The organism is Novosphingobium sp. RL4 (assembly GCF_035658495.1).
Classification (GTDB): Bacteria; Pseudomonadota; Alphaproteobacteria; order Sphingomonadales; family Sphingomonadaceae; genus Novosphingobium.
Map to the genome: position 1 here is coordinate 499830 of NZ_CP141945.1, position 21595 is coordinate 521424.

Annotated in this window: 19 protein-coding genes and 1 riboswitch; of the genes, 10 read left to right on the plus strand and 9 right to left on the minus strand. The window is 65.5% G+C overall.

The annotated features are described in order from the left end of the window. Nucleotides 1-61: 61 nt before the first annotated feature. Both U9J33_RS19420 and U9J33_RS19425 read right to left on the minus strand, forming a co-directional pair. Nucleotides 62-2104, minus strand: coding sequence for a TonB-dependent receptor (locus U9J33_RS19420; protein ID WP_243692651.1), 2043 nt, complete (start codon nt 2102-2104; stop codon nt 62-64). A 174-nt stretch (nt 2105-2278) separates the two neighbouring features. Beyond that, nucleotides 2279-2522, minus strand: a riboswitch (cobalamin riboswitch). 132 nt (nt 2523-2654) lie between these two features. After that, nucleotides 2655-3107, minus strand: coding sequence for a tRNA (cytidine(34)-2'-O)-methyltransferase (locus tag U9J33_RS19425; RefSeq protein ID WP_054436367.1), 453 nt, complete (start codon nt 3105-3107; stop codon nt 2655-2657). Nucleotides 3108-3270: 163 nt separating this feature from the next. Between U9J33_RS19425 and U9J33_RS19430 the strand changes: the two genes are divergently transcribed. After that, nucleotides 3271-3525: a hypothetical protein gene (locus U9J33_RS19430; RefSeq protein WP_054436368.1), complete on the plus strand. Its 255-nt coding sequence runs from the start codon at nt 3271-3273 to the stop codon at nt 3523-3525. A 36-nt stretch (nt 3526-3561) separates the two neighbouring features. Here U9J33_RS19430 and U9J33_RS19435 read toward each other — a convergent pair whose 3' ends face one another. Then, nucleotides 3562-5301 (minus strand): cytochrome c biogenesis protein DipZ, encoded by a 1740-nt coding sequence (locus tag U9J33_RS19435; RefSeq protein ID WP_324699737.1) that lies wholly within the window; start codon nt 5299-5301, stop codon nt 3562-3564. A gap of 156 nt (nt 5302-5457) precedes the next feature. Between U9J33_RS19435 and msrA the strand changes: the two genes are divergently transcribed. The 6 genes from msrA (at nt 5458) to U9J33_RS19465 (ending at nt 11093) form a co-directional block, all read left to right on the plus strand. Next, nucleotides 5458-6159 (plus strand): peptide-methionine (S)-S-oxide reductase MsrA, encoded by a 702-nt coding sequence (gene msrA, locus U9J33_RS19440; protein ID WP_324699738.1) that lies wholly within the window; start codon nt 5458-5460, stop codon nt 6157-6159. A 25-nt stretch (nt 6160-6184) separates the two neighbouring features. After that, nucleotides 6185-6811, plus strand: a complete 627-nt coding sequence (locus U9J33_RS19445; protein WP_324699739.1) for a sigma-70 family RNA polymerase sigma factor — start codon at nt 6185-6187, stop codon at nt 6809-6811. Then, nucleotides 6804-7496, plus strand: coding sequence for an anti-sigma factor (locus tag U9J33_RS19450; protein WP_324699740.1), 693 nt, complete (start codon nt 6804-6806; stop codon nt 7494-7496). Before U9J33_RS19445 ends, U9J33_RS19450 begins: the two co-directional genes overlap by 8 nt. 83 nt (nt 7497-7579) lie before the next feature. Then, nucleotides 7580-8140, plus strand: coding sequence for a fasciclin domain-containing protein (locus tag U9J33_RS19455; protein ID WP_054436391.1), 561 nt, complete (start codon nt 7580-7582; stop codon nt 8138-8140). Between the two features lie 84 nt (nt 8141-8224). Further along, entirely contained in the window at nt 8225-8731 is a 507-nt protein-coding gene (msrB, locus tag U9J33_RS19460; protein WP_324699741.1) for a peptide-methionine (R)-S-oxide reductase MsrB, read from the plus strand. A gap of 241 nt (nt 8732-8972) precedes the next feature. After that, a complete protein-coding gene (locus U9J33_RS19465) occupies nt 8973-11093 on the plus strand; it encodes a TonB-dependent siderophore receptor (RefSeq protein ID WP_324699742.1) in 2121 nt (706 codons plus the stop codon). Nucleotides 11094-11171: 78 nt separating this feature from the next. Here U9J33_RS19465 and U9J33_RS19470 read toward each other — a convergent pair whose 3' ends face one another. Next, a complete protein-coding gene (locus U9J33_RS19470) occupies nt 11172-13286 on the minus strand; it encodes a TonB-dependent siderophore receptor (RefSeq protein WP_324699743.1) in 2115 nt (704 codons plus the stop codon). Between the two features lie 211 nt (nt 13287-13497). Here U9J33_RS19470 and U9J33_RS19475 point away from each other — a divergent pair, with 211 nt between their 5' ends. Further along, nucleotides 13498-15243, plus strand: a complete 1746-nt coding sequence (locus U9J33_RS19475; protein ID WP_324699744.1) for a M14 family metallopeptidase — start codon at nt 13498-13500, stop codon at nt 15241-15243. 30 nt (nt 15244-15273) lie between these two features. On the opposite strand, the gene U9J33_RS19480 is transcribed toward U9J33_RS19475, so the two are convergent. Genes U9J33_RS19480 through U9J33_RS19500 form a run of 5 tightly spaced genes read right to left on the minus strand, consistent with a single transcriptional unit; the run spans nt 15274 to nt 18284 of the window. After that, nucleotides 15274-15675 (minus strand): thiol-disulfide oxidoreductase DCC family protein, encoded by a 402-nt coding sequence (locus U9J33_RS19480; RefSeq protein WP_185999872.1) that lies wholly within the window; start codon nt 15673-15675, stop codon nt 15274-15276. After that, the gene (locus U9J33_RS19485) at nt 15668-16201 is read right to left on the minus strand and encodes a DUF4166 domain-containing protein (protein WP_324699745.1); all 534 of its coding nucleotides are present in this window, start codon (nt 16199-16201) and stop codon (nt 15668-15670) included. The genes U9J33_RS19480 and U9J33_RS19485 overlap by 8 nt, the downstream gene beginning before the upstream one ends. Further along, nucleotides 16198-16671: a DUF2269 family protein gene (locus tag U9J33_RS19490; protein WP_054436377.1), complete on the minus strand. Its 474-nt coding sequence runs from the start codon at nt 16669-16671 to the stop codon at nt 16198-16200. The genes U9J33_RS19485 and U9J33_RS19490 overlap by 4 nt, the downstream gene beginning before the upstream one ends. Then, the gene (locus U9J33_RS19495; protein ID WP_324699746.1) at nt 16664-17941 is read right to left on the minus strand and encodes an SDR family oxidoreductase; all 1278 of its coding nucleotides are present in this window, start codon (nt 17939-17941) and stop codon (nt 16664-16666) included. The genes U9J33_RS19490 and U9J33_RS19495 overlap by 8 nt, the downstream gene beginning before the upstream one ends. Before the next feature lie 10 nt (nt 17942-17951). Continuing rightward, entirely contained in the window at nt 17952-18284 is a 333-nt protein-coding gene (locus U9J33_RS19500; protein ID WP_185999875.1) for a hypothetical protein, read from the minus strand. A gap of 175 nt (nt 18285-18459) precedes the next feature. Here U9J33_RS19500 and U9J33_RS19505 point away from each other — a divergent pair, with 175 nt between their 5' ends. Together U9J33_RS19505 and U9J33_RS19510 are read left to right on the plus strand one after the other, a co-directional pair. Beyond that, nucleotides 18460-20202: an ATP-binding protein gene (locus U9J33_RS19505; protein WP_324699747.1), complete on the plus strand. Its 1743-nt coding sequence runs from the start codon at nt 18460-18462 to the stop codon at nt 20200-20202. Further along, on the plus strand, nt 20199-21554 hold the full coding sequence (locus U9J33_RS19510) for a sigma-54 dependent transcriptional regulator (RefSeq protein ID WP_324699748.1): 1356 nt from the start codon (nt 20199-20201) through the stop codon (nt 21552-21554). Before U9J33_RS19505 ends, U9J33_RS19510 begins: the two co-directional genes overlap by 4 nt. The last annotated feature ends 41 nt before the right edge of the window (nt 21555-21595 follow it).

Genomic DNA, 21595 nt, shown 5'->3' on the forward strand with positions numbered 1-21595 from the left:
AGCACCACCTAGAACCACCAAGTAGTGCCGCGGCGCATGAGGGCCGCGGCACGCCCTGTCCTCAGAAGGTGTACCGCGCGCCGATCTTGACAGTGCGCGGCTCAATCACCCTGCTCAGGCGCCCATCGACGGGACCTGCCGCATCGTAAGCCGGAATGTAGGATTCGTAATAATAGGCAATGTCCTTGTCGCGGCTGTCGAGGATGTTGAGCACTTCACCATATATCTCGATCCGGCCTCCCTTCCAGGCGGCACGGGCATTGACTACGGTGCTGCCGCTGTCCCGCACGCTGTTGTCCTCGACCAGGGGGTACGGGCCGAGATGGCGAATGCGGATGCTCGTCTCCCACGGGTCCAGCACGATGGACGCCCCCGCTGACGCTGCATTCTCGAAGGCGTTGGGAATGCGGTCGCCATTGTCGTATCGCGAACGGCTGGCGGTATAGTTGCCATCAAGCGCAAGCCAGGGCAGCGGCCGCCAGAAAGCGACAAGTTCGTAGCCATGACGCTTGCTGGCGCCGGTCGGCTCGACCGCGTTGGAATCACCGACGAAACGCAGTTCGCTTCCAACGTCGAGCCACCAGTAGGTTCCTGTCAGCGAGAAACCGTCCGTCTGGAAACGGGCGCCCAGCTCCTTGCCGGTGCCGCGTACCAGAACAGGCACCGGCGTTTCGGCATTCACCGCCCCTCGCACATCGTTGGAGTGGAATCCGCGCCCCCAGTTGGCATAGAGTTCGAACTGCCGGGTAACTTCATAGGCCGCCGAGAACTTGGGCGAAACGATCGAATCGTGCCCGCTTCCCTCACCAAGCTCTTCCGCCGCTGCGTTTCTGGCGCGCACGGAATAGTGATAGTAGTCGCCCCGCAGACCGCCCGTCAGGCGCAGGCCCGCCAACGGCTGCCAGGTTGCCTCGCCATGGATCGCACCGGAAAGTTCCTCGACGTGATAACGGCCCAGCGAGTACAGGAATTCGCGACTTTCCGTGCGATTCACGCCAACGCTGCCGATATGGTCGAAGCGGTTCTCGGTGCCGATGGAGAGTTCCAGTTCCGGCGCCGGATTCCAGTGCTTGCGTGCCGTGAGGCCGGTAACCCAGCGCTTGTCGAACTGGTCGATCTGGCCGCTGGTCCCGTCGGGATCGGCATAAGTCGGGTTTGAATACATGTTCCAGTCGTAATACTGGGCGTAGACGTTGGCGCTCCAGCTCGCCTGCGTGATCCCCACATTGCCGACGAACCGCGTGGTCCGGCCGCGCGCCGTCGGGTCGGGCGAACAGAACACGTCAGCGCATATGTCGGAACCGACGATCCGCTCGGGAATCTGCTCGGTTGGACGCCATGTTGCGTGGTAGGCATGAAGCGAAGCCTGGAGCGCACCTTCGCCCAGCGGCATGCTGTACTTCGCAAAGCCCGCATAATGGCGCAGGTGTTCCTCCTGCTGCCACGGCCCGTCATAGCGCTTCGCCTGCCCCACCACCGTAAGATCGCCGGAACCAAGCCCTTTGATCGTGCCGCCCGCCGCAAGACGGCCGGTGTTGTAGGAGCCCCCCTCAAGCGAAACCCACGGGCGGTCGAAGCCGGCGATCGTCGTCATGTAGGCCGTGCCCGCCAAGGCGAAATCGCCGCCGTCCGCGCGATAAGGCCCTTTGCGGAAGTCTTCACGCGCAACGATCTCCGGGATCAAACCGTTGAGATCGAGATACCCCTGCCCATGACCATGGGTCCGCAGGTTCATCTGCACGCCGTCGATATAGGTCGTGAAATCGCTACCATGATCGAGGTTGAACCCGCGCAGGAAATACTGGTTCGCCTTGCCGCTGCCCGAATGCTGGGCGGCGACCATGCCGGGAATAGCCTCGAGAAGTTCGGCCACGCGCAGCAGCGGACGGACCAGCAGGTCGGAGCCTGCCACGCTGCCTTCGCTGGCGGCATGGGCTTCGCCGATGTTGGTCTCTCCCCGTCCGAAAACCAGGATTTCGCTGTTGCCGCCATCCGAAGCCGACCCGTCCGAAGCCACTTCGCCGGCAAGAGCCGGAACGGAGGCAAGCGCGACGATCCCGCCCATGGCGAGGCGGGCGAATGCCGCCTTTGTGTTGATTTGCATAACAATTCCCCCGGCGCCTGCGACTGGGGGTGGAAGCGTGCCGTCCAAGACGGTCGGCACGCGCCATCGGCCGGACGCCCGAGGCGACCGCGACACGAACCGATGCGGCTTCCACCGCTCGTTCGTCGCTCAGACGGAAAAATTACCGGGCCTCGGCCATCCCCTGGACCAAAGCGAGAGCGACCAGACGCCGGCAGGTCTCCTGGCTTGCGGGTCATCGCTTGATGCACGGCCTTCCCAGGCCTCGCAGGATTTAGCGTCCGGCCCAGTGGCTGCGGCCAGGCTCCTTGGCCTGCCGCGATATGCATCGCGCTCACCGCTTACAGTTGCAGGGACAGCCTCGGATTCGAAGGCCGAAGCCCTCTCACCGCGTTCCCTATTAAGCCTCTTTCGAGGCACCGGCGCGATCTTGCCCGCCGCCTTCGAAAGAAGGAAACGGTTGCAGTCCGCTAACCCACGCAAGAAATGTGTTCAAGAGTGTATTGGCAGGTGAGGTATTGTTACGGCGATGCTTTCGCCCGCCGCGCCGGGAAAGCGGGCCGGGTAGCCGTCACCCCGGCAAAGTCGCGGTCTGGCGAAGGGCTTCGCCAAGCGCGAGCGCGGCCGACGTGGCGAGATTCAGCGAGCGCACCTCCGGCCGCAGCGGTATGCGCACGCGCGCATCACAGACATCCGCCACTGAGGGGGGCACCCCTGCGCTCTCCTTTCCGAAGAGCAGGACATCGTCTGCCCTGAATCCGAATTCATAGGCCGAATGGCTGCTCCTGGTCGTGAACAGCACCAGCCTGCTCAGCCCGATATCGGCCCTGAAGGCATCGAAGCTGGCGTGCCGTGTAATCGTGACATGGTCGATATAGTCCATGGCAGCCCGCCTTACGCGCCGATCGTCCCATACGAAGCCCATCGGCTCGATAATATCCACGCTCGCGCCCAGGCACGCGCCAAGCCTCAGCACGGCGCCGACGTTTCCGGCAATTTCGGGTTCGAATAGAGCAATACGCATCCGGACCGATTGGCGGCAAGACAGCGGCCATGCAAGCCCTTCGGCAGTTCCCGGATAACGAGGCGGGGCGGCGCCCTTTCCGGCCTGTGCCGCAAGTGGCGGATATTGCGGGAATAAAGCCGTTGTGCAACCTAGGGCATCCGAAACCTTGAAGGACCGAGGGATGCCCACGATACAGGACAAGCGACACGACTTCCTCTGGCTCGTCCAGCTGTGGATGCAGCGCGAACGGGATATCGCCGGATGGACGGCAACCTGCGGCGATGCGGTTGCCGCCAGCTATCGTATCCCCGCATCGATGACCGCGCGCGACGCCGCGCACGATTTCCTGTCCTTCAACAGCGCTTCGTTCCGTGGCGGCGTGGAGAACGAATGTCCCGCCTGGATGAACGCGCTGGAAGACCCTTCCTACGGCTGAGCCCCGCATGACGGGCCGAAACGGCGCGCCGCCTCCTCAGCCGAACGTGAAGGCGAAGGCCTGCACGCCCGGATCGAGGAACTCGATGGTGAAGGTCCGGTCGGTCACGGTGCCCTGCTGGCGAACCAGTTGATAGAGCCGCTGCGTGGTCACGGTGCCTTGCCCGGCCGCGTCCGCGTCCATGCCGTGATCGCCGCCCGGAGCCTTGCCGTCCACGGTGACGCGGAAGCGGACCGGGCGTCCTTGCGGCCCCGGCCCCAGCACGAGATGAAGATCGCGGGCATGGAAGCGGAAAGCGATACGCCCGCCCGCCGCATCCAGCGAGACGAACTCCGGCCCGGCGGTCCACGATCCCGCAATTCCCCAGTCATTGCGGCCGGGCAACTGCCCCAGCACATAGCTGTGGGGCCGGTCCGGCACATAACCGCCCGCCGAAGCGAAACGTTCGCCTCGTGAATAGCCCAGATAGGTTTCGGGCGAGCGATTGGTGGCCTTCTGCGGCGCCTCGCCCACGCCGGAGCCCTTGACCGCCACGACCTCCAGGCTGGGCGGGGCATTGCCGCTCTCGGCCAGCAGGCGCTGGATGACCCTTTCGGATTCCGCGTAATCCCCCTCGCCGAAATGATGGTAGCGGATCCGTCCCTTGCCATCGATGAAGTAATGCGCGGGCCAATAGAGGTTCTGGAAGGCGCGCCAGATCGCGCGATCGTTATCGAGCGCCACTGGATAGGAAATGCCGAGATCGCGTATCGCCCGGCTCACGTTCGCCGGGTTCTTCTCGAAGGCGAATTCGGGCGCGTGAACGCCGATGACGACGAGACCCTGATCCTTGTACTTTTCCGCCCATGCACGAACATAGGGAAGCGAGCGCAGGCAGTTGATGCAGCTGTAGGTCCAGAAATCGACGAGGACCACTTTCCCACGCAGCGCCTCGGCGGTGAGCGGCGGCGAATTCATCCATTCGCTCGCCCCTGCCAAAGACGGAAACGCGCCTTCGTCTCCCAATTCGGCCCGGCCGGCGCGCATGGCCGAAGCGGCAGGCGTACCGGGGCGGAACTTGGCGAGCAGCCTCTCTTCGACTTGCGCCGTGCCCGAAAGCGAAAGGCGGGTGAGAAGGCCGGTATCCAGCCCCAGCGCGATCGCGGCCACCCCGGCGAGCACCGCCAAGCCCAGCACGCGGCGAACACCGTTGCCAAGGCCGATGGATCGCTTCATCGCGGCGAACACCTTCCCGCCCACCAGCAGCGCCAGCGCCAGCGAAGTTGCCGCGCCCAGCGCATAGGAGAGCAGCAACAGGGAGGTATGCGCACTGGCGCCGTTCAGCGCCGCTCCTGTCAGGACAAGACCGAGCACCGGTCCCGCGCAAGGCGCCCAGAGCAGCCCGGTGGCAACCCCGAGCAGGAGCGACGCGGAGAACGTGGCGGAGGAGCCACCCATGTCTCCTTCCGCCGAACGGGACAGCCGCGCGCCCATCGCCACCAGCGGCCGGGTCGCGCGATCGGCCAGCGACGGGAAAAGCAGCAGCAGGCCGAACAGCGCAAGCACCACCAGAGCCACGATCCGCCCCAGGCCGTTGGCCTGAACCGCCCAGCCCCCGCCCACGGCCGCCAGTGTGGCAACGCCCGCGAATGTCACCGCCATGCCGATCAGCATGGGCAATCCGCTGCGCAGGAACGGCTGATCGGCCCGCGCGAAGACGAAGGGCAGAACCGGCAGGATGCACGGACTAATGATGGTCAGCACACCGCCCAGATAGGAAAGGACAAAGAGGATCATCGGCTGTTTCCTCCAACATGAAGCCTGCCGATCAGGCGCATCGGCGCATGAACCTGCGCTGTCCGCGATCGCATCGGAAACTATATTTTCGCGCCTGCATCTTTCCGGCTTTCCGGGACGTATCTTCCGGTACTCGAACTTTGCCGGGAGGACGAAATGAAGGCTTTTCCTTGCAGCCTCGTATTCCTTGCCTGCGGCCTCGCCGTCGCGGCGCCCGTTCTGGAGAGCCGCTCCACTGCGGCCCCGCAGCGCGCAGCCGTGCAGGTTCCCGCCCCTCTCCACGACAGTCCCAACCCTGCAGGAAGCGAAACCGCCGTTATTGCCGGTGGATGCTTCTGGGGAATCCAGGGCGTGTACCAGCACGTCAAGGGCGTGCGCAGCGCCGTTTCGGGATATTCGGGCGGCGACCGCACGAACGCAAGCTACGCCGCCGTCGCAAGCGGGCGGACCGGACATGCCGAAGCGGTGCGGATCACTTTCGATCCGGCACAGGTCAGCTACGGCAAGCTGCTGCAGATCTTCTTCACCGTGGCCGCCGACCCGACCACGCGCGATTTTCAGGGACCGGACCACGGCACGCAATATCGAACCGCCATTTTCCCGCAGTCCCCCCGGCAGCAGGAGATCGCCCGGCGCTATATCGACCAGCTTGCGGCCGCAGGCGTCTGGAAGCGGCCGATCGTCACGCGCATCGAACCGTTCAAGGGCTTCTACCCCGCCGAAGCCTATCATCAGGATTTCCTGACGCTCCACCCCGATTCCGCCTATATCCGCGCGAACGACCAGCCCAAGATCGCCGCGCTCAAAAGGGCCTTCCCCGCGCTCTATCGCAGGACGCCCGTCCTTGTCCGGCCGTGAGCCGGCAGGCGGCGAGCGACAATCGTTGATCTCCTCGCGGCGAACGGGCAGGATCGCCGCATCGGAGAAGCTGGCAGTGCGAAACGGGAGCAGCGCTAAACCAACGGAGGAGCGGGCAAGGCTCGTCGCCGCGCTCCATCTTGCCGCGGCCAGCGAACCCTCCGGCCTGCGCGCCGTCTACGAAATGACCGCGCCGAAACTATTCGGCATCTGCCTGCGTATCTGCGGCGACCGGGGGGCCGCGGAGGATGTCTTGCAGGATGTCTATGTAAAGGTCTGGCGCCGTGCAGGCGCATTCGATGCGGAGCGCGCCAGCCCGATAAGCTGGCTCGCGGCGATCGCACACAACAGCGCGATCGACTGGCGCCGGTCTCAGCATCGGCATGTCGCGGTGTCGGAAGAAATTCTGGCGGCCATCCCTGACGAAGCGCCCCTGGCGGATGCCGTGTTTGCCGATGAGCAGGAAAATCGGCGGTTGCTCGGCTGCCTGGAAGGGCTCGACAGCCACCAGTCCAACGCGATCCAACGCGCCTTTCTCGATGGCCTGACCTACCAGCAGCTCGCCGACCAGTTGCAAACGCCGCTCGGGACGATCAAGAGCTGGATCAGGCGCGGAATGCAGAGACTGAAGGACTGCCTAAGCGATGGCTGACCCCGCCGATCCCTTCGGCCGCAGTGATGTGGCGGCGGAACTGGCTCTCGGCCTGCTCGAAGGCGAGGACCGCGCCGCCGCACAGCGCCTGCGCCTGTCCGATCCGGTCTTCGCGGGCGAAGTGGATGCATGGGCCGCGCGCCTGTCACCCCTGCTGGCGGCGATCCCTGCGGCAGAACCTCCAGCACACCTCTGGGACAAGGTTGCCGCCCGCATCGATTCCGGCGCGCCCCGGAACCCGGAACCGGCGCTCATCCGCCGTCTGCGTGCCTGGCGCGCGGGCGCGATTTTCGCCGCTTCCATCGCCGCCTGCCTGGCCCTGTTCATCCTCGTCCGTCCGGCCGAAGATCGCACGAAGATGCCCATGTCGGTTTCGCAACTGGCGGGGGCCGAAGGCTCCGCCACCATGGCGGTCGCTTACGATCCCAAAGCCGGAATGCTCCACCTCAGCCCCCATTCGCTGGGCGGCAACGGCAAGAGCCCGGAACTATGGGTCATCCCGGAGGACGGCGTGCCGCGTTCGCTGGGGGTCATGCAATCGGCGGTCCTGGCGATATCGCCCGACATGCGCCCGATGCTGACGGACGGGGCGACGCTGGCGATCACGCTGGAAGACAGCGCCGGCGCGCCGCACAAGGCACCCAGCACCGCGCCGATCCTCACCGGAAAAATCACCACTATCTGAAGGCCGCTGCGTCCATCGCCGCTTCGGCTCCGTATCTTCCGCGCATTCCAGAAGAATGGAGTGCGGGAAGAAGGATGCCTCAGATGAAAGTGCGATCCAGAACACTAGCAGCCCTCATCGCCACCGCCGTTCTCATGACCGGCGCGGCGGCCGTCGAAGCTAAGGACCCCATGGTCGGCGGGGCCGCGATGTATGCGAACAAGGACATCATCGACAATGCCGTCAATTCCAGGGACCACACCACCCTTGTCGCCGCGGTAAAGGCGGCCGGGCTTGTCGACACGCTCAAGAGCGCGGGGCCGTTCACGGTGTTCGCCCCGACCAATGCCGCGTTTTCCAAACTTCCGGCGGGCACGGTAGATATGCTCCTGAAGCCCGAGAACAAGGCCATGCTTACTGGCATACTGACCTATCACGTGGTGCCGGGACGGATGAGCGCCGCCGATATCGCCGCGAATGCCAAGGCTCACGGCGGAAAGGCCATGCTTACCACCGTGCAAGGCGAAATGCTGACCGCGTGGAAGGACAAGGCAGGCGCATGGTGGCTGACCGATGCCAAGGGCGGCAAGGCCAGGATCACCATCGCGGACGTCATGCAGTCCAACGGCGTGATCCATGTCGTCGACACGGTGCTGATGCCGTGAGATGATGAACCGGCTCATCCACGGGATTCCGGCGGAAGCCGACTTCCCGTGGACGGCCTCCGCAATCCTTCAGGATGACGGCCGATGAACACCCAGGATCAAGACCCCAAGGATCAAGGGCCCAGCCGCCGCGCATTCCTTGCCGGTTGCGGCTTCATCGCCGCGGCCCTCTGCTCGGCCCCATGCCTCGGCGCGGCGTCAGAGCCGTGGCTCTCGCTGTCGGACGCCCGATGGCGGGCCCGCCTGCCGCCGCCGGCCTTCGCCGTCCTGCGCCGGGGCGCCACGGAACGTGCCTATTCGAGCCCGCTCCTCGGCGAACACCGCAAGGGCCGGTTCCTCTGCGCCGGCTGCGCCCTGCCGCTGTTTTCATCGCAAACCAAGTTCGACAGCGGCACGGGCTGGCCCAGCTTCCAGGATCATCTTCCCGGCGCGATCACCTTGCGGCAGGACCGCAGCCTGGGAATGATCCGCAAGGAAGTTCGCTGCGCGCGTTGCGCGGGGCACCTCGGCCATGTCTTCGACGACGGACCGCCGCCCACGGGCCTGCGCTATTGCATGAACGGCGCCGCGCTACGCTTCAGCGCGGGCTGACGGTCGCCCTTGAAGCGATACTGCGACCTATTTGCAACAACATAGCATAATCCGGCCGATAAATTGCTGTTCGTCCAATCGAACATTGCCAGTATATTGCATGTGAGAAGCATTCTCATTAGTGGCCGCCCCCAACTGATGCCGGGTTCTCCGGACATCGCCATGAGGGGAACCCAGAATGTCCGTCAGAGCCAAGATCCGCGCGTGTTGTTCCCTTTCATCCGTGCTCGCGATCAGCCTGTTGACGGCTGCCAATGCCCATGCCGCAGCCGCCACCGAAGAAACCGCCCCTGACGCAGCCGTTACCGAAGGGCCTGACCCTGACGCGATCGTCGTTACCGGCGCCACCGAAACGACGGGCCTCAGCCTTTCCTCGCGCGAGACGCCGCAGTCGGTCACGGTCATCGACAGCGAGCGGATGCAGGAACAGGGGCTCTACGATATCTCCGAAGTGCTGGAGCAGATCGTCGGCATCCAGACGAACCGATCCAGCGCGCTGGGTACGGACGGCACGAACTACACCGCGCGCGGTTTCGAGGTGAAGAACTACCTGGTGGACGGCGTTGCGCGCCCGAGCAACCTCTACGGCTTCACCGAAGACACCGCCGACATGATCGCCTACGAGCGGATCGAGGTCATCCGCGGTTCCGCCGGCATGATGACCGGCACCGGCCAGCCTTCCGCCGCGATCAACATGATCCGCAAGCGCCCCGGTGAAACCACCCGCGCCAGCGTCTCGGCAACGCTCGGCTCGTGGGACATGTACCGGCTCGAAGGCGATCTTGGCGGCGCGGTGACATCCGATGGACACGTCCGCGCCCGCGTTGCCGGGGCATGGCAGGACAACCAGACCTTCATCGATCGCGAACACGCCAAGCGGCAGGCGCTCTATGGCGTGGTCGAAGCGGACCTCGGCCCGAACACGCTGCTGACCGCGGGGGTGGAATACCAGAACTTCCGCAACGAGGGCGCTTCACGCGGAGGCGTTCCGCTCTACTTCACGGACGGCACCCGGACGCACTTCTCGCGCTCCACCAACGGCGGCGCGAACTGGTCCGACTTCAGCCGCAAGAGCGTGAACCTGTTCGCCTCGGTGGCGCACGATTTCAGCCCGAACTGGCACCTGCAGGTCGATGCCGAGCACAAGTCCGGTTCCTACGACGAGACGATCGGATATTTCTTCGGCACCGCGATCGACAAGGACACCGGCCTTGGCGGCACGCTCTATTCCACCCGGTGGGCATCCGACCTCACGCTCGATGCGGTATATGCCAACCTTCGCGGCACCTTCGAGGCATTCGGACAGGAACAGCATGTCGCGCTGTCGCTCAGCCACGCCCAGTTCGACGACGACCAGACCCCCTACCCCGGCTGGTGGTATGGCGGCGACTACATGAAATCGGTCAACGCCTTCGAATTCTTCGAGAACGGCGAGACCTTCAAGCCCGACCTGACGCCCACCGGCGACCTTGCCGGCAATCGCATCCGGACCAGCGCCGCTGCCGGTGTCGCCCGCCTCAAGCCGATCGCCCCGCTCTCCGTGATCGCGGGCGGCCGACTTACCTGGTGGAAGGGCGACAGCTATGCCGAGGACACGTCAGGCATCCGCACCTGGACGCGGGAAACGGATGAAAAGGCCGTCTTCACGCCTTATGCGGGGCTCGTGCTGGACTTCAGCAAGACCATTTCGGCATATGTAAGCTATGCGAGCGTCTTTGAGCCGCAGACCCAGCGCACCGTCGACGGCAACGTGATCGCCCCGCTCGAAGGCAATACTTACGAAGCGGGTCTCAAGGCGGATTTCCTCGACGGCAAGCTGAGCGCCAGCGCGGCGGTCTTCCGCATGAAGCAGGACAACTATGCCATGGCCGATGGCCCCGGCATCTTCGCACCCGACGGCAGCGCCGCCTATCACGCGGTGTCGGGCATGAAGTCGACCGGCTTCGAACTGGAAGTGAACGGCGAGATACTGCCCGGCTGGCTGGTCGCGGGCGGCTTCGCCAATGCAAAGGCGAAGGACCGCGACGGCGTGCGCCAGTTGCCGCAAATCGCCAAGGACAGCTTTAAGATGTTCACCTCCTACCGCCTGCCAGGAAACCTGGAAGGACTGACCCTGGGCGGCAACTTGCGCTGGCAGGGCAAAACCACGGCGGAAGGTGAAGGGCCCAACGGCGAAGTCTACACGCAAGGCAGCCTTGCGGTCGTCGACCTGCTGGCTAGCTATCGCTTCTCGCAGCGCCTGTCGCTTGCGGTCCACCTCGATAACGTCTTCGACAAGACGTATTATTCGGGCCTCTTCCTCGGCAGCGCCCGCTACGGCATGCCGCGCAACGTCACGGTGACCCTGCGCGGCAAGCTGTAACCCGTAACCTGCAAGCGGGCGCGCGACTGTCCCGAAAGGAACAGGGACGCGCCCGCAAGAAGCACTAACCGCGTTTCCTCAAAAGCGCATCGCCAACGATCCGGTGACGGAACGCGGTGCCCCCGGGTAGATCCACAAGGCGCTGTAGCTGCTCTGCGCGTAAGTCTGGTCGAGAATGTTGTCCACCTCGATCCGTGCCGTAAGCTGCCGCGTAATCGGGTAAGCAAGGCTTGCCTTGGCCTTGAGGTAGCCGTCCAGCCTCAAGTCGCCGCCGTCGAGCGCCGCCGCGCGCGGCCCGACATAAGTGCCGCCCGCGCTCAGATCGAGGTCGCGTCCGGCCAGAGGCAGCTTCGCGAAAAGCTGCACGGTTCCGGAATGACGCGGAACGTTGAGCACGTCGCTGCCGGGAAACGCCGGATCGCGCGCCTCAGCATCGGTGTAGGCGTAGTTGCCGATCAGCCGGATGCGGGACGTAAGATCGATCTCACCATCGAACTCCACCCCTCGCGAACGGATGCGGCCCACCGTGGCGAGATAGTTTGCATCGGCGGGATCGGCCGCCAGGATATTGCGCTTCGACACACTGAACCAGCTTACACCGGCGCGGAAGGCGGTAAACACCAGCTTTGCGCCGATCTCATAGCCCTTCCCCGTTTCCGGCGCGAAGGCGTTGCCGTCCCTGCCCACGCTGGAGTTGGGCCGGAAGCCCTCACCCCAGTTGGCGTGAAACGCAATGCGACGATCGGGCCGGAAACGCACACCTCCGCGAAACTCCAGCGGCTTGCGCTTCATCCTGCTGGACTGCCCGGTCAGCCGGTTGTCTATGCTCTGCGAAAGACGCTCGTAACGCATGCCCGCCACGAAACTGAGACTGTCGGTCGCCTCCCACATATCCTGTGCGTAGATGGCGCTGGCCTGCCGGTGCTCCAGTGTCGAAGTGAAAGGCGTCAGCAATCCTGCCGCGCCGCCATAGACGGGGTTCCAGACATCGATCGGATAGGAATTGTCGGCAGTGGGGCGGAAGCGGGCCTGCCAGGTGTCGAAGTCGAGATCGTACCACGTCACCCCCAGGCTGGGCCGATGCGTGCCGAATGCCTCGAACACACCGCGAAGCTCCGCCCGCGCGGACCGGTCTTCAAGATTCCAGTCACGCAAACGGCGCTGGCGGCGCACCGTACCATCGGCAAGCAGCGTCGAGGCTTCCGAGGAGAAGCCGTGGATGCGCGCATCGCGGTAGGCACCCCCGCCGACCAGCGACCAGCCCTGCCCCAGATCCTGCTCGACGGTGAGTTGATGCCGCCAGTTGGTCGATGAGACACGTCCGTCGCCAGGCTCGCCGAGAAAACGGTCACGCGGCACCGCTTCGGTATCCGTGCCGATAGCCGGGATGCCCCGGTCAAAGGGGGAGCGGAAGGCGATGTACTCGCCCTGGTAGATCAGGGTCGTGCCCGGCGCGAGGCGCCAACCGATCGAGGGCGCGAAGAGACGGCGGCGCAAATCCACATGGTCTCGGAAACCGTCGCTGTTCTCGATCGCGCCGACCAGCCGGATGGCAAGGTTTGCGGCAAGCAGCGATTCCACGTCGCCCTCCAGCCGCCAGGTGGCGAAGGAGCCCGCGCTCGCGGTCATCGTGCCGCCCTGCTCGAATTGCGGCTTCTTGGTCACCACGTTGACCGCGCCGGCCGGGTCCACCGAACCGAACACCGCCCCCACCGGGCCTTTCAGCACCTCGATCCGCTCGACATTCGCGGGATCGCGCGGCGGGCCAAAGCCGCGATTGGCAAGAAAGCCGTCCACGAAATACTCCGCGCCCGTATCGGGCGTGCCTAGAAATCCGCGGATCGCGTAATTGTCCCGCAGCCCGCCGAGATTGTTCTGCTGGGAAATGCCGCTCACCAGTTCCAGCGCATCGGCGAGGCGGCGGACGCCGTAATCGTCAAGGATCGTCCGGTCGAGGGCAATGCTCGCCTGCGACATGCGCTCGGTCACGAGGTCTGAACCGTTTACCCGGTCGATCCGGCTGCGACCAAGCACCACGATCTCGTCCACCGAGGCGTGGTCGTGATCGCGATCCTCTTCCCGGGCACGCGTCTCTTCGCGATCGGTTTCGGCGGCAAGGACCGGGAGAGGCGCCGTGGCAGCACCAAGCATGAGAGCGGCACCAAGCACGTTGGAAACCGGACGATCGGGCATTTGCGGGGTCCGCATGGTCGAAGCGCTTTCTGACAAAGTGTTGCCCGCGGCCGATTTTCGGCGGGAGCAATTGCGTAATGATATATTGTCACATAAAGCCGGCGCCGAGCTACGCAAGATCAAAAAGGCCGAAATCGCCGTGCACAAATCGTCTACCCCATCGCGACGCCTGCGATGCCCGTCTCGCTCCCTGAGAGGGGCGGCAACGGGCGTGATCGGCCTGCTCCTTGCCATCGGCCCCGCAGCCGCGCAGGAGCGTCCTGCGCTCCCGCCGGTGCTGCCCTGGTCGGGGAAAAGCGAAAGGTCGATCGCCCGGATGGACGATCCCTGGATCACCCCCGCCGAATGGGCCGGCTTCCGGAAAACGCCCAGTCACGAGGAAACGCGGGCCTGGCTGGAGAAACTGGTCGCCGCCTCGCCGCTGCTGGCGCTGGAGAACTTCGGCAAGAGCGCCGAAGGCCGGGATCTCTATCACGTCCGCGCCAGCAGCGGCAGCAACAGGCCGGTCGTGCTGATACAGGCAGGCATCCACGCTGGCGAGATCGACGGCAAGGACGCCGGTCTCATGCTGCTGCGCGACATTGCGCTGCGCGGCAAGGCAGACCTGCTCGACAAGGTCGATCTTGTTTTCGTTCCGATATACAATGCCGACGGCCACGAGCGCGCCAGCCCGCGAAACTTCCCGCACCTGCGCGGCCCCGACAATCCGGGCACGGTCGCCACGGCGCAAGGTCTCAATCTCAATCGCGACTATGCCAAGGCCGATGCACCGGAAACGCAGGCGATGCTGTCTCTCTTGCGCCGGCTGGACCCAGTTCTCTACATTGACATGCACGTCTCGGAAGGCTTCGACCACGCCTATGACGTGACGTACACTTCGGCAGGCTGGGGGCGGCATTTCCAGTCGCAGGCGATAACAGAATGGCTGAACGGCCCGTTTCGCAGCGGCGTGGATGCCTTCCTGCGCGGGATGGGACACAACCCCCATTTCTATCCGAGCGCCAATGACGACCGCGATCTCGACAAGGGCCTGCGCATCGCCGCCGAAGGACCGCGCTATTCGACCGGCTATGGCGACTTCGCGCGCATACCGACGGTCCTTGTCGAAATGCACAACCTCAAGCCCTACCGCCAGCGGGTGCTGGGCGCCTATGCGATGATGGAAGCCGCACTGCGCCAGACCGCCCGGGACCTGCCGCACTTGCAGGGAGCCATTTCCCGCGACCGTGCCGAGCGTCCCGAAACGCTCGCCCTGCGCTGGCAGCGGGATGACAGTCCGCTGGAATGGATCACGTTTTCCGGCGTGGCGCACGAGACCTATCGCTCCCCGGCCACGGGCGAGATGGAACTGCGCTACCTCGCCAGGCCCCACCAACTGCGAATACCGGTGTTCGGGCAGAAGCCCGTGCTGACCGTCACCCTGCCCGAAGCCTGGTGGGTTCCTGCGGGCGCCACCGAAGTGATCCGGCGGCTAGACCTGCACGGCATCGCCTATGAACGCATCGAGGCTCCGCGCACCCTGGATCTCGACATGGTGCGGCTGATCCACGCCCGGCCCGGCCCGGTGAGCGAAGGACGCATGACGGTAGGCGGCGAGATGATTCACGAGACCCGCCGGGAAACGATGCCTTCAGGCTCCCTGCGCATTCCGCGGGATCAGCCGCGCGGGCTGCTTGCCGCCGAATTGCTGGAACCCGAAGCAGTGGATTCGTTTCTCGCCTGGGGCTTCTTTCCCGGCATTATCCAGATGCCGGATACACCTGACCGCCTTGCCAGCCTGTCCGTGGCGGAAGAACTGCTCCGAGCCGACCCCCAGGTTCGCGCCCAATTCGAGAGCAGGCTGGCGCAGGACGCGCAATTCGCGAACGATGCCGATGCCCGCCTTGCCTGGCTTGTTGCCCATACGCCGTTCGGCGACGACCGCGCAGGGCTCTATCCCATCGGACGCGAATTGTAGGCAGAGCGCCGTACCGTATCCGGGCGGCTGTCAGAGCATGCGATCCGCATCCTCCGGCAGGGGCAACCAGCACGTCTCCCGGCGGCCGAAGATCCGATAGCGGTTGCGCGCGATCAGGCGATAGGCGCGGTCCCGCACGAAACGAGGGACGAAGCGGGCCGCGCCGGCGATGCGCCACGGCCATCCCAATCCCGCGTAGATGGAAATGACGGCATCGCTGTCCCGAAGCACCTTCTTACCGTCGATCACCAGAATCGTGTCAGGGTCGAGAGGATCGACGCCGTGCTGCCGGAACAGCGCGGCCCCGATCTCGCCCTGCATCGGCGCCAGAAGGTACCGCCGCGCCCGGTCGTGCTTCAGGACGAACTGCGCATTGGCGGAGCAAAGTACGCAGTTCCCGTCGAACAGGATGATTGGGTGACCTTCAGGCATCGCGCCGTTCCATGCTGCCCGTGTAGCGAATGACACGGCCCAGCCAAGGAAGACTGACCGGCACGTCGAATATGTAGCGCCCCCGCTCCTCCCGCTCGCTGGCGTGGCAGCGAGGCCGCATCCAGGAAGGCAGGGCCAGGCCGAGAAACCGGAATTCCTCAAGGTCCAGCAGCAACCGTCCGTCCTTCACCGACAGCCGGAAAACATTTGTGGCCGGTCCCATCCGCTCCACCACGCGCCCGCCTTTGACGGAGAGATCACTTCGATAGCTGCGGCCAGCGAATGTCCGCAGCCAGTTCTCATGGCCCTCACTTCTCTCGAAGATCACCATAACCGGCACGCCCCGGCCCCGCGCAGGCAGATTCATCACTCGGCACAGCAGCCAAGCGGCGGGATTACGGCTGACCGTGATGTCGGCAAGCCCCTCCCAACGCTGTCTGTCGGAAGCGTCATGCGCCTCCTGCAGCAGCGGCGGCAGTGCATCCATCTCTTTTCCGAGCAACTGGCGAAACAACGGCGGGCTCACAACACGATCTCCGGTTTGGCTACCATCAGCCAGAAGATGACGATCACCCCGGCGAATGCCGGCCAGCCGAGCGCGAACCACCAGCGCGAGAGACGCAAGTAGCACGCCGGCAGCGCTTCGCCATCAGGGGTCTCGTCGGCGATCCGGCGCATCGCGATCTGGATGAAGACCACCGGTACCCAGCAGGCCCCCACAACGACATAGAGCGCCATGGCCAGCACCAGCCAGCCGCTCGTCAGCGGAAAGCCCGCGATCCGCGCCAGCCACACGCCCGTCACCGGTTGGACGATAACGGCGGGTGTCGTGAACAGCCAGTCTGCCAGAACCACATTGCGGTTCACCGCCCGACGCGCGGCCAGCGGTCCGCTCCGGTTCACCATCCAGCCGTGGAACGCGGTGCCGAGGCCGGTCCCGAACAGCAGCGTGGAACTGAGAATATGGATCAGCTTGAGAAGCAGGTAATCATCCACGGCGCATCTCCAGAACATGCACGACCAGCGAAAGGCCGAGCACGGCAAGGTTCTTGACGAGCGGCCCGAACGGGTCCGCCCAGAGTTCGGGGGCGATCGTGGTGAGGATCGCGGTATAGACGCCCATCAGCGCCACGCCCGCAAGCGCGGCACCGTGCCGCCGGGCCGCAATGGCCAGTCCCACCGCAATGTCGGCCAGCGATCCGGCCCAGAGCACGGCGAAAGCAGCCGCGCCGCCCAATCCCAGCTTTGCGAGCCAGGCATCGATCGCGAAGCCCGGCGCCGCTCCGATCGAGACCAGTCCCCCTGCGAGCCAGACCAGCGCCAGCAACCACCGCGCCACCGGGATCACCGGCGCCAGCCGGGCTGCCGCCACGTCGGCCGCCGTCGCCGGATGCAATGCAAGCATCTGCTCGACGGGGCTGGGCCTGCCCTCCGTCGCTTCAAGAAGGTGCGCCATCGGCGCGGTATTCCCCGCCTCCAGCATTGCCAGGCTCTCCGGTGTCGCCGGACCGATCCCGAGGCGAGCGGCCAGCGCCAGCAGATTGCGGGGGACAGCAAGCTGCGGCGCCCTGCCCCGGCCCAGCCAGCGCCGGATGACGGCGGTCAGTTCATCGGTGGTCATCGGCTCAGGCCCAACGGCATCGAGGCGATGATGCAGCGGGGCAGGCGCTCGAAGCAGACGCAGCAGGATATCGACGAGATCGTCGACATGGATCGGCTGCACCTGCCATTGCCCGGTTCCGAGACGCGGAACGATGGGCAAGGCGGCGAGCGCCGCGAACAACGCCATGCTCGCGCCCCCCCTGCCGAGCACCAGCGACGGCCGCACGACCGCCCAGCCCATCACTGTCCCATCCGCTCCGAGCCGCGCGAGATAATCGTCCGCCGCGCGCTTGCTGCGATGGTAAGGCGTGACGCCGGTGTGGTCAGCCCCCAGCGCCGAAACCTGGATCACCCTGCCGACCCCTGCCGCGAGAGCCGCGTCGAACAGCGCTGTGGCACCGTGTTCGTGCACGCCGGCATAGTCGGCTCCCCGTCCGATGATCCCGGCGCAGTTCACGATCGCGTCGACCCCGCGCAGCCTTTCGGCCCATTGCGCGCGATCGTCGCGGGCGAGATCGCAGGCGATGGTTTCCACACCTGCAAGCCTGCGCGACAGGCTCTTCGGTTCGCGCCCGGCAGCGACGACCTGCAGTCCTTCGACTACCAGCCGTCCTACCAGATGCCGCCCGATGAAGCCTCCGGCTCCGACGACGAGTACCCGCATCCCTTCCTCCTCAGGCGTCATGGAAAGCGTGGCGGGGGGTGCGGCTCCATACCGCGAAGCCCATGCCGACGAGCGCCAGAAGCACACCCATGAGAGCGCTCGTCATGGTGCCCTGCACAAGCTCGGTCGGATCGGTTGCGACGCCTCTCAGCGAAACGAACAGCAGCGGCGTGGCCACCATCATCACCACCGACCAGACTGCCCAGAACCGCGAGCGCTGCTCCGTCCCGCACAGTTCGGCCAGCAGGATCGAGAGCGGTCGCCACAGCACTACCGCAGCAAGCGTCGCGATCAGCGCAGTCAGCGCATAAGTCAGCAGAAGGGCGGCAATCGGTATCAACATGGCAGTTTCCTTCGGAATCGCCGCTCCGGCTTGGCGCGGCGTCGGCAACCCATTCGCAAGTGGCATGCCAATTGCTCGATCATTCCGTGAATGCCCGGAATCCGAGCTTTTTCGAGGGCCCGGCCCGCGCAGATGTTAACGACGTGAACGGAAAACGATGATAGAGCCGTCAACGATGGATACAGCGATCGGCATCACTGCCTACGTCGGCGCGCTCACGCTGACAGCGATTGCCAGCTTCCTGCTGGGAGGCTTCGTGCTGATGCGCGCCCGAAAGCTGCCGGGATCGTCACTGCTCGCCGCCTTCCTTGCCGGAGTGGGCATCTGGAGCATCGCGCAAGTGGCGCCGGCCGTCATCGGCCTGCGGGCCGGGCCGTTCACCGTCCCCCTCATCGCTCTCTCGCCCCTGCCCGCTGCTGCCTTCGTTCACCTTGTCTTTGCATTCGCGCTATGCGGATCGTTGCGCCCTGTCGCGCTGGCAAGCTATGCCCTGGCAAGCTTCGCCGCCTTGGTCGGGCTCCTCTTCGGGGTCGGCGAGGTCATACCCTGGCACGGGTTTGCGGGCTTCTTCGTCCCTTCGCCGGTGGGATGGGGTGTGCTGGGCGTGGCGGCCATCCTGTCGGTCGCGGGACATCTGCGGCTCCTCCGGGTCTGGCGGCGGCAGGCCGGGCTGCAGGGACAACAGGCCGGCGCCGTATTCGTCTCCAGCCTGCTTGGCCTCGCGGCTCTCTCCGGCTTTGCCTTTCCCGCGTTCGGGATCGATGCCTACCCATGGCCGGTACTGCTCCTGCCCCTCTATTCGGTTGCGCTCGTCTACGGCATCGTGCGCCACAACTTCATGCTGGCCGATGTCTGGGCACGCCGCGCCCTGGTCTGGCTGCTGCTCATCGCGGGGGCCGGAGGGGCAAGCGTGTTCATCGCCGCATTGCCGCTGGCCCTTGCGGATCGTCCGGTGGGTTTCCTCGCGACCTGGACCGCACTGGCCGCCACGCTCATGCTGGGACTGGCGATCCTCACTCCGCTCAAGCGCATGGCCGATCGCTTCGTCTTTCCCGGCGCGCGGATCGAAGAAGCGGACATCGCGGGATGGCGCGACCTTCTGGCACAGGCTTCCGACGAGACAGAACTGACGGCCATGGCCAATGAGCTGCTGCAACGACACCTTGCGCTTCCTGCAGGGGGGCCCGACCTTCGGATAGACGGGGATTCCGTCTCCCTGCGCGGTTGGGAAGATGCCCCCGCAGCCACCCGCCACGCTGCCGAGCGCTTCGCCGAGATTGCCGCCGAAAGCGCAAGGCGCCTGTCCTCCGCACGCCGCCTCGTCGATGCGGAACGCGAAGCGCGCCTTGCCGAACTGGGCGCTCTTGCGGCAACGGTGGCGCACGATCTGCGAAACCCGCTGGGCATCGTCCAGATGGCCGCCACAGCCGCACCGCCCGGCGTCCGCGCCGAAATCGGCGAGCAGGTGGCGCGGATGAACGCGCTCGTCACCGATATTCTCGACTATGCCCGCGCCTGGACGATCGCCCCCCGGCCGCTGCGTCTGAGTGAACTGCTCACCTCGTTCGGGGTGGATACCCAGGTGCCGCCGGACCTAGAAGTGATGGCGGACCGGATGGCCCTGGTCAGGGCACTGACGAACCTGATCGACAATGCCCGCGCCATGGGGACACAGGTATCGGTGATCGCCGAGGATGGTCGCGCCGTCACCATCGACGTCTGCGATGATGGCCCGGGCATCGCGCCCGAAATCGCGGCAAACCTGTTCCGCCCCTTCGTGTCTCGCCGTCCGGGAGGGACGGGCCTTGGCCTCGCCATCGTCCGGCGGATCATGGAGGCACACGGCGGCACCGTGACACTCGCCGACCGCCCCGGCTGGTCAACCTGCTTTCGCCTGACTTTCGAGAGAGCCCTATGATCCTGCTGGCCGATGACGAACCCGCATTCCAGCGCCTGACCGCCGGATGGCTGCGCTCGCTGGGACACGAGGTGATCACCGCAGGTGACGGCGACACGGCGCGGTCCGCCTTCGAGGCCCATGGAGCCGACGTGGTCCTGCTGGACCTCGCAATGCCGCCTCACCACGATCCCGAAGCCGGTCTCGCCCTGATCCGCCAATTCGCGCCCTCTCCGGTCGTGGTGATGACAGGCCACGCGGACCAGCCCCTCGCGCTCAAGGCGATCGAGGCGGGTGCATGGGATTTCCTCGCCAAGCCAGTCGACCCGGACATGCTCAAGGTCGTCGTCGAACGCGCGCTGGAACGCGCGCGTCTGGCCCGGGAACTCGCCGCGGCCCAGGCCCGCGAACATGCCGCCGAAGACATGGGCCTTATCGGCCAATCGCAGGCCATGGTGTCCTTGCGCGACCTGATCCGCCGCGTGGCCCCCACTGCCTTGCCGGTCATGGTGCTGGGGCCGAGCGGCACCGGCAAGGAACTCGTGGCGCGGGCGATACACGCTGCCTCGCCGCGCGCGGCGCGCACGCTGGTCCCGGTCCATTGCGGCGCGGTTCCGGCGGACCTGCTCGAAAGCGAATTGTTCGGCCACCTCAAGGGCAGCTTCACCGGGGCCCACGCCGACCGACCCGGGCTTGTCGAAACCGCGTCGCACGGAACCCTGTTCCTTGACGAAATCGGTGAGATGCCGGCGGCGATGCAGGTCAAGCTGCTGCGCTTTCTCGCCGATGGCAGCTACCAGCCGGTCGGCGCACGGGACGTTCGTCATGCGAATGTCCGGATAATTGCCGCCACGCACCGCGACCTTGCCGCCGCCGTGGCCGAGGGCAGCTTCCGCGAGGATCTCTACTACCGGTTGAAAGGCGTCGTCCTCAAGGTGCCGGCCCTTGAGGACCGAGCCGGAGACGTGGCGCTGCTGGCCAGGGTGTTCCTGCGGCGCATCGATGGTGCTCCCGCCCATTTTGCGCCCGGCGCACTGGAATGGCTGGAAGGCCATGGCTGGCCCGGAAACGTGCGCGAACTGCGTTCGGTAGTCGAATGCGCCGCCGCGCTGGCCCCCCAGAGCCCCGGTGGCAGGGTCATCGGCATCGCCGACCTCGCCTTCGCCATGGGAGAGGATGCCGCAACGGCCGTCGCCGAAAGCCCGCCGCCTTCCTCCCGCCAGTCGTTGCAGGAGGAAGTGATGGAACTGGAACGGCGGCGCATCACCGAAGCGCTGGAACGCACGGGCCACAATCACACGCATACCGCGCGTGAACTGGGCCTCTCCCGGGTAGGCCTGCTCAAGAAGATGGACCGGATGGCACTGCGCTAGGCGGCGAAGTTTCCACGCAGCCTAAGGCCGGCAACACTGTT

Excerpts from the sequence above, each read along its gene's own strand:
- U9J33_RS19420 (WP_243692651.1), bottom strand. The coding sequence starts at position 2,104 with ATGCAAATCAACACAAAGGCGGCATTCGCCCGCCTCGCCATGGGCGGG.
- U9J33_RS19425 (WP_054436367.1), bottom strand. The coding sequence starts at position 3,107 with ATGCGTATTGCTCTATTCGAACCCGAAATTGCCGGAAACGTCGGCGCC.
- U9J33_RS19430 (WP_054436368.1), top strand. The coding sequence starts at position 3,271 with ATGCCCACGATACAGGACAAGCGACACGACTTCCTCTGGCTCGTCCAG.
- U9J33_RS19435 (WP_324699737.1), bottom strand. The coding sequence starts at position 5,301 with ATGATCCTCTTTGTCCTTTCCTATCTGGGCGGTGTGCTGACCATCATT.
- msrA (WP_324699738.1), top strand. The coding sequence starts at position 5,458 with ATGAAGGCTTTTCCTTGCAGCCTCGTATTCCTTGCCTGCGGCCTCGCC.
- U9J33_RS19450 (WP_324699740.1), top strand. The coding sequence starts at position 6,804 with ATGGCTGACCCCGCCGATCCCTTCGGCCGCAGTGATGTGGCGGCGGAA.
- U9J33_RS19455 (WP_054436391.1), top strand. The coding sequence starts at position 7,580 with ATGAAAGTGCGATCCAGAACACTAGCAGCCCTCATCGCCACCGCCGTT.
- msrB (WP_324699741.1), top strand. The coding sequence starts at position 8,225 with ATGAACACCCAGGATCAAGACCCCAAGGATCAAGGGCCCAGCCGCCGC.
- U9J33_RS19470 (WP_324699743.1), bottom strand. The coding sequence starts at position 13,286 with ATGCCCGATCGTCCGGTTTCCAACGTGCTTGGTGCCGCTCTCATGCTT.
- U9J33_RS19480 (WP_185999872.1), bottom strand. The coding sequence starts at position 15,675 with ATGCCTGAAGGTCACCCAATCATCCTGTTCGACGGGAACTGCGTACTT.
- U9J33_RS19495 (WP_324699746.1), bottom strand. The coding sequence starts at position 17,941 with ATGCGGGTACTCGTCGTCGGAGCCGGAGGCTTCATCGGGCGGCATCTG.
- U9J33_RS19500 (WP_185999875.1), bottom strand. The coding sequence starts at position 18,284 with ATGTTGATACCGATTGCCGCCCTTCTGCTGACTTATGCGCTGACTGCG.
- U9J33_RS19505 (WP_324699747.1), top strand. The coding sequence starts at position 18,460 with ATGGATACAGCGATCGGCATCACTGCCTACGTCGGCGCGCTCACGCTG.
- U9J33_RS19510 (WP_324699748.1), top strand. The coding sequence starts at position 20,199 with ATGATCCTGCTGGCCGATGACGAACCCGCATTCCAGCGCCTGACCGCC.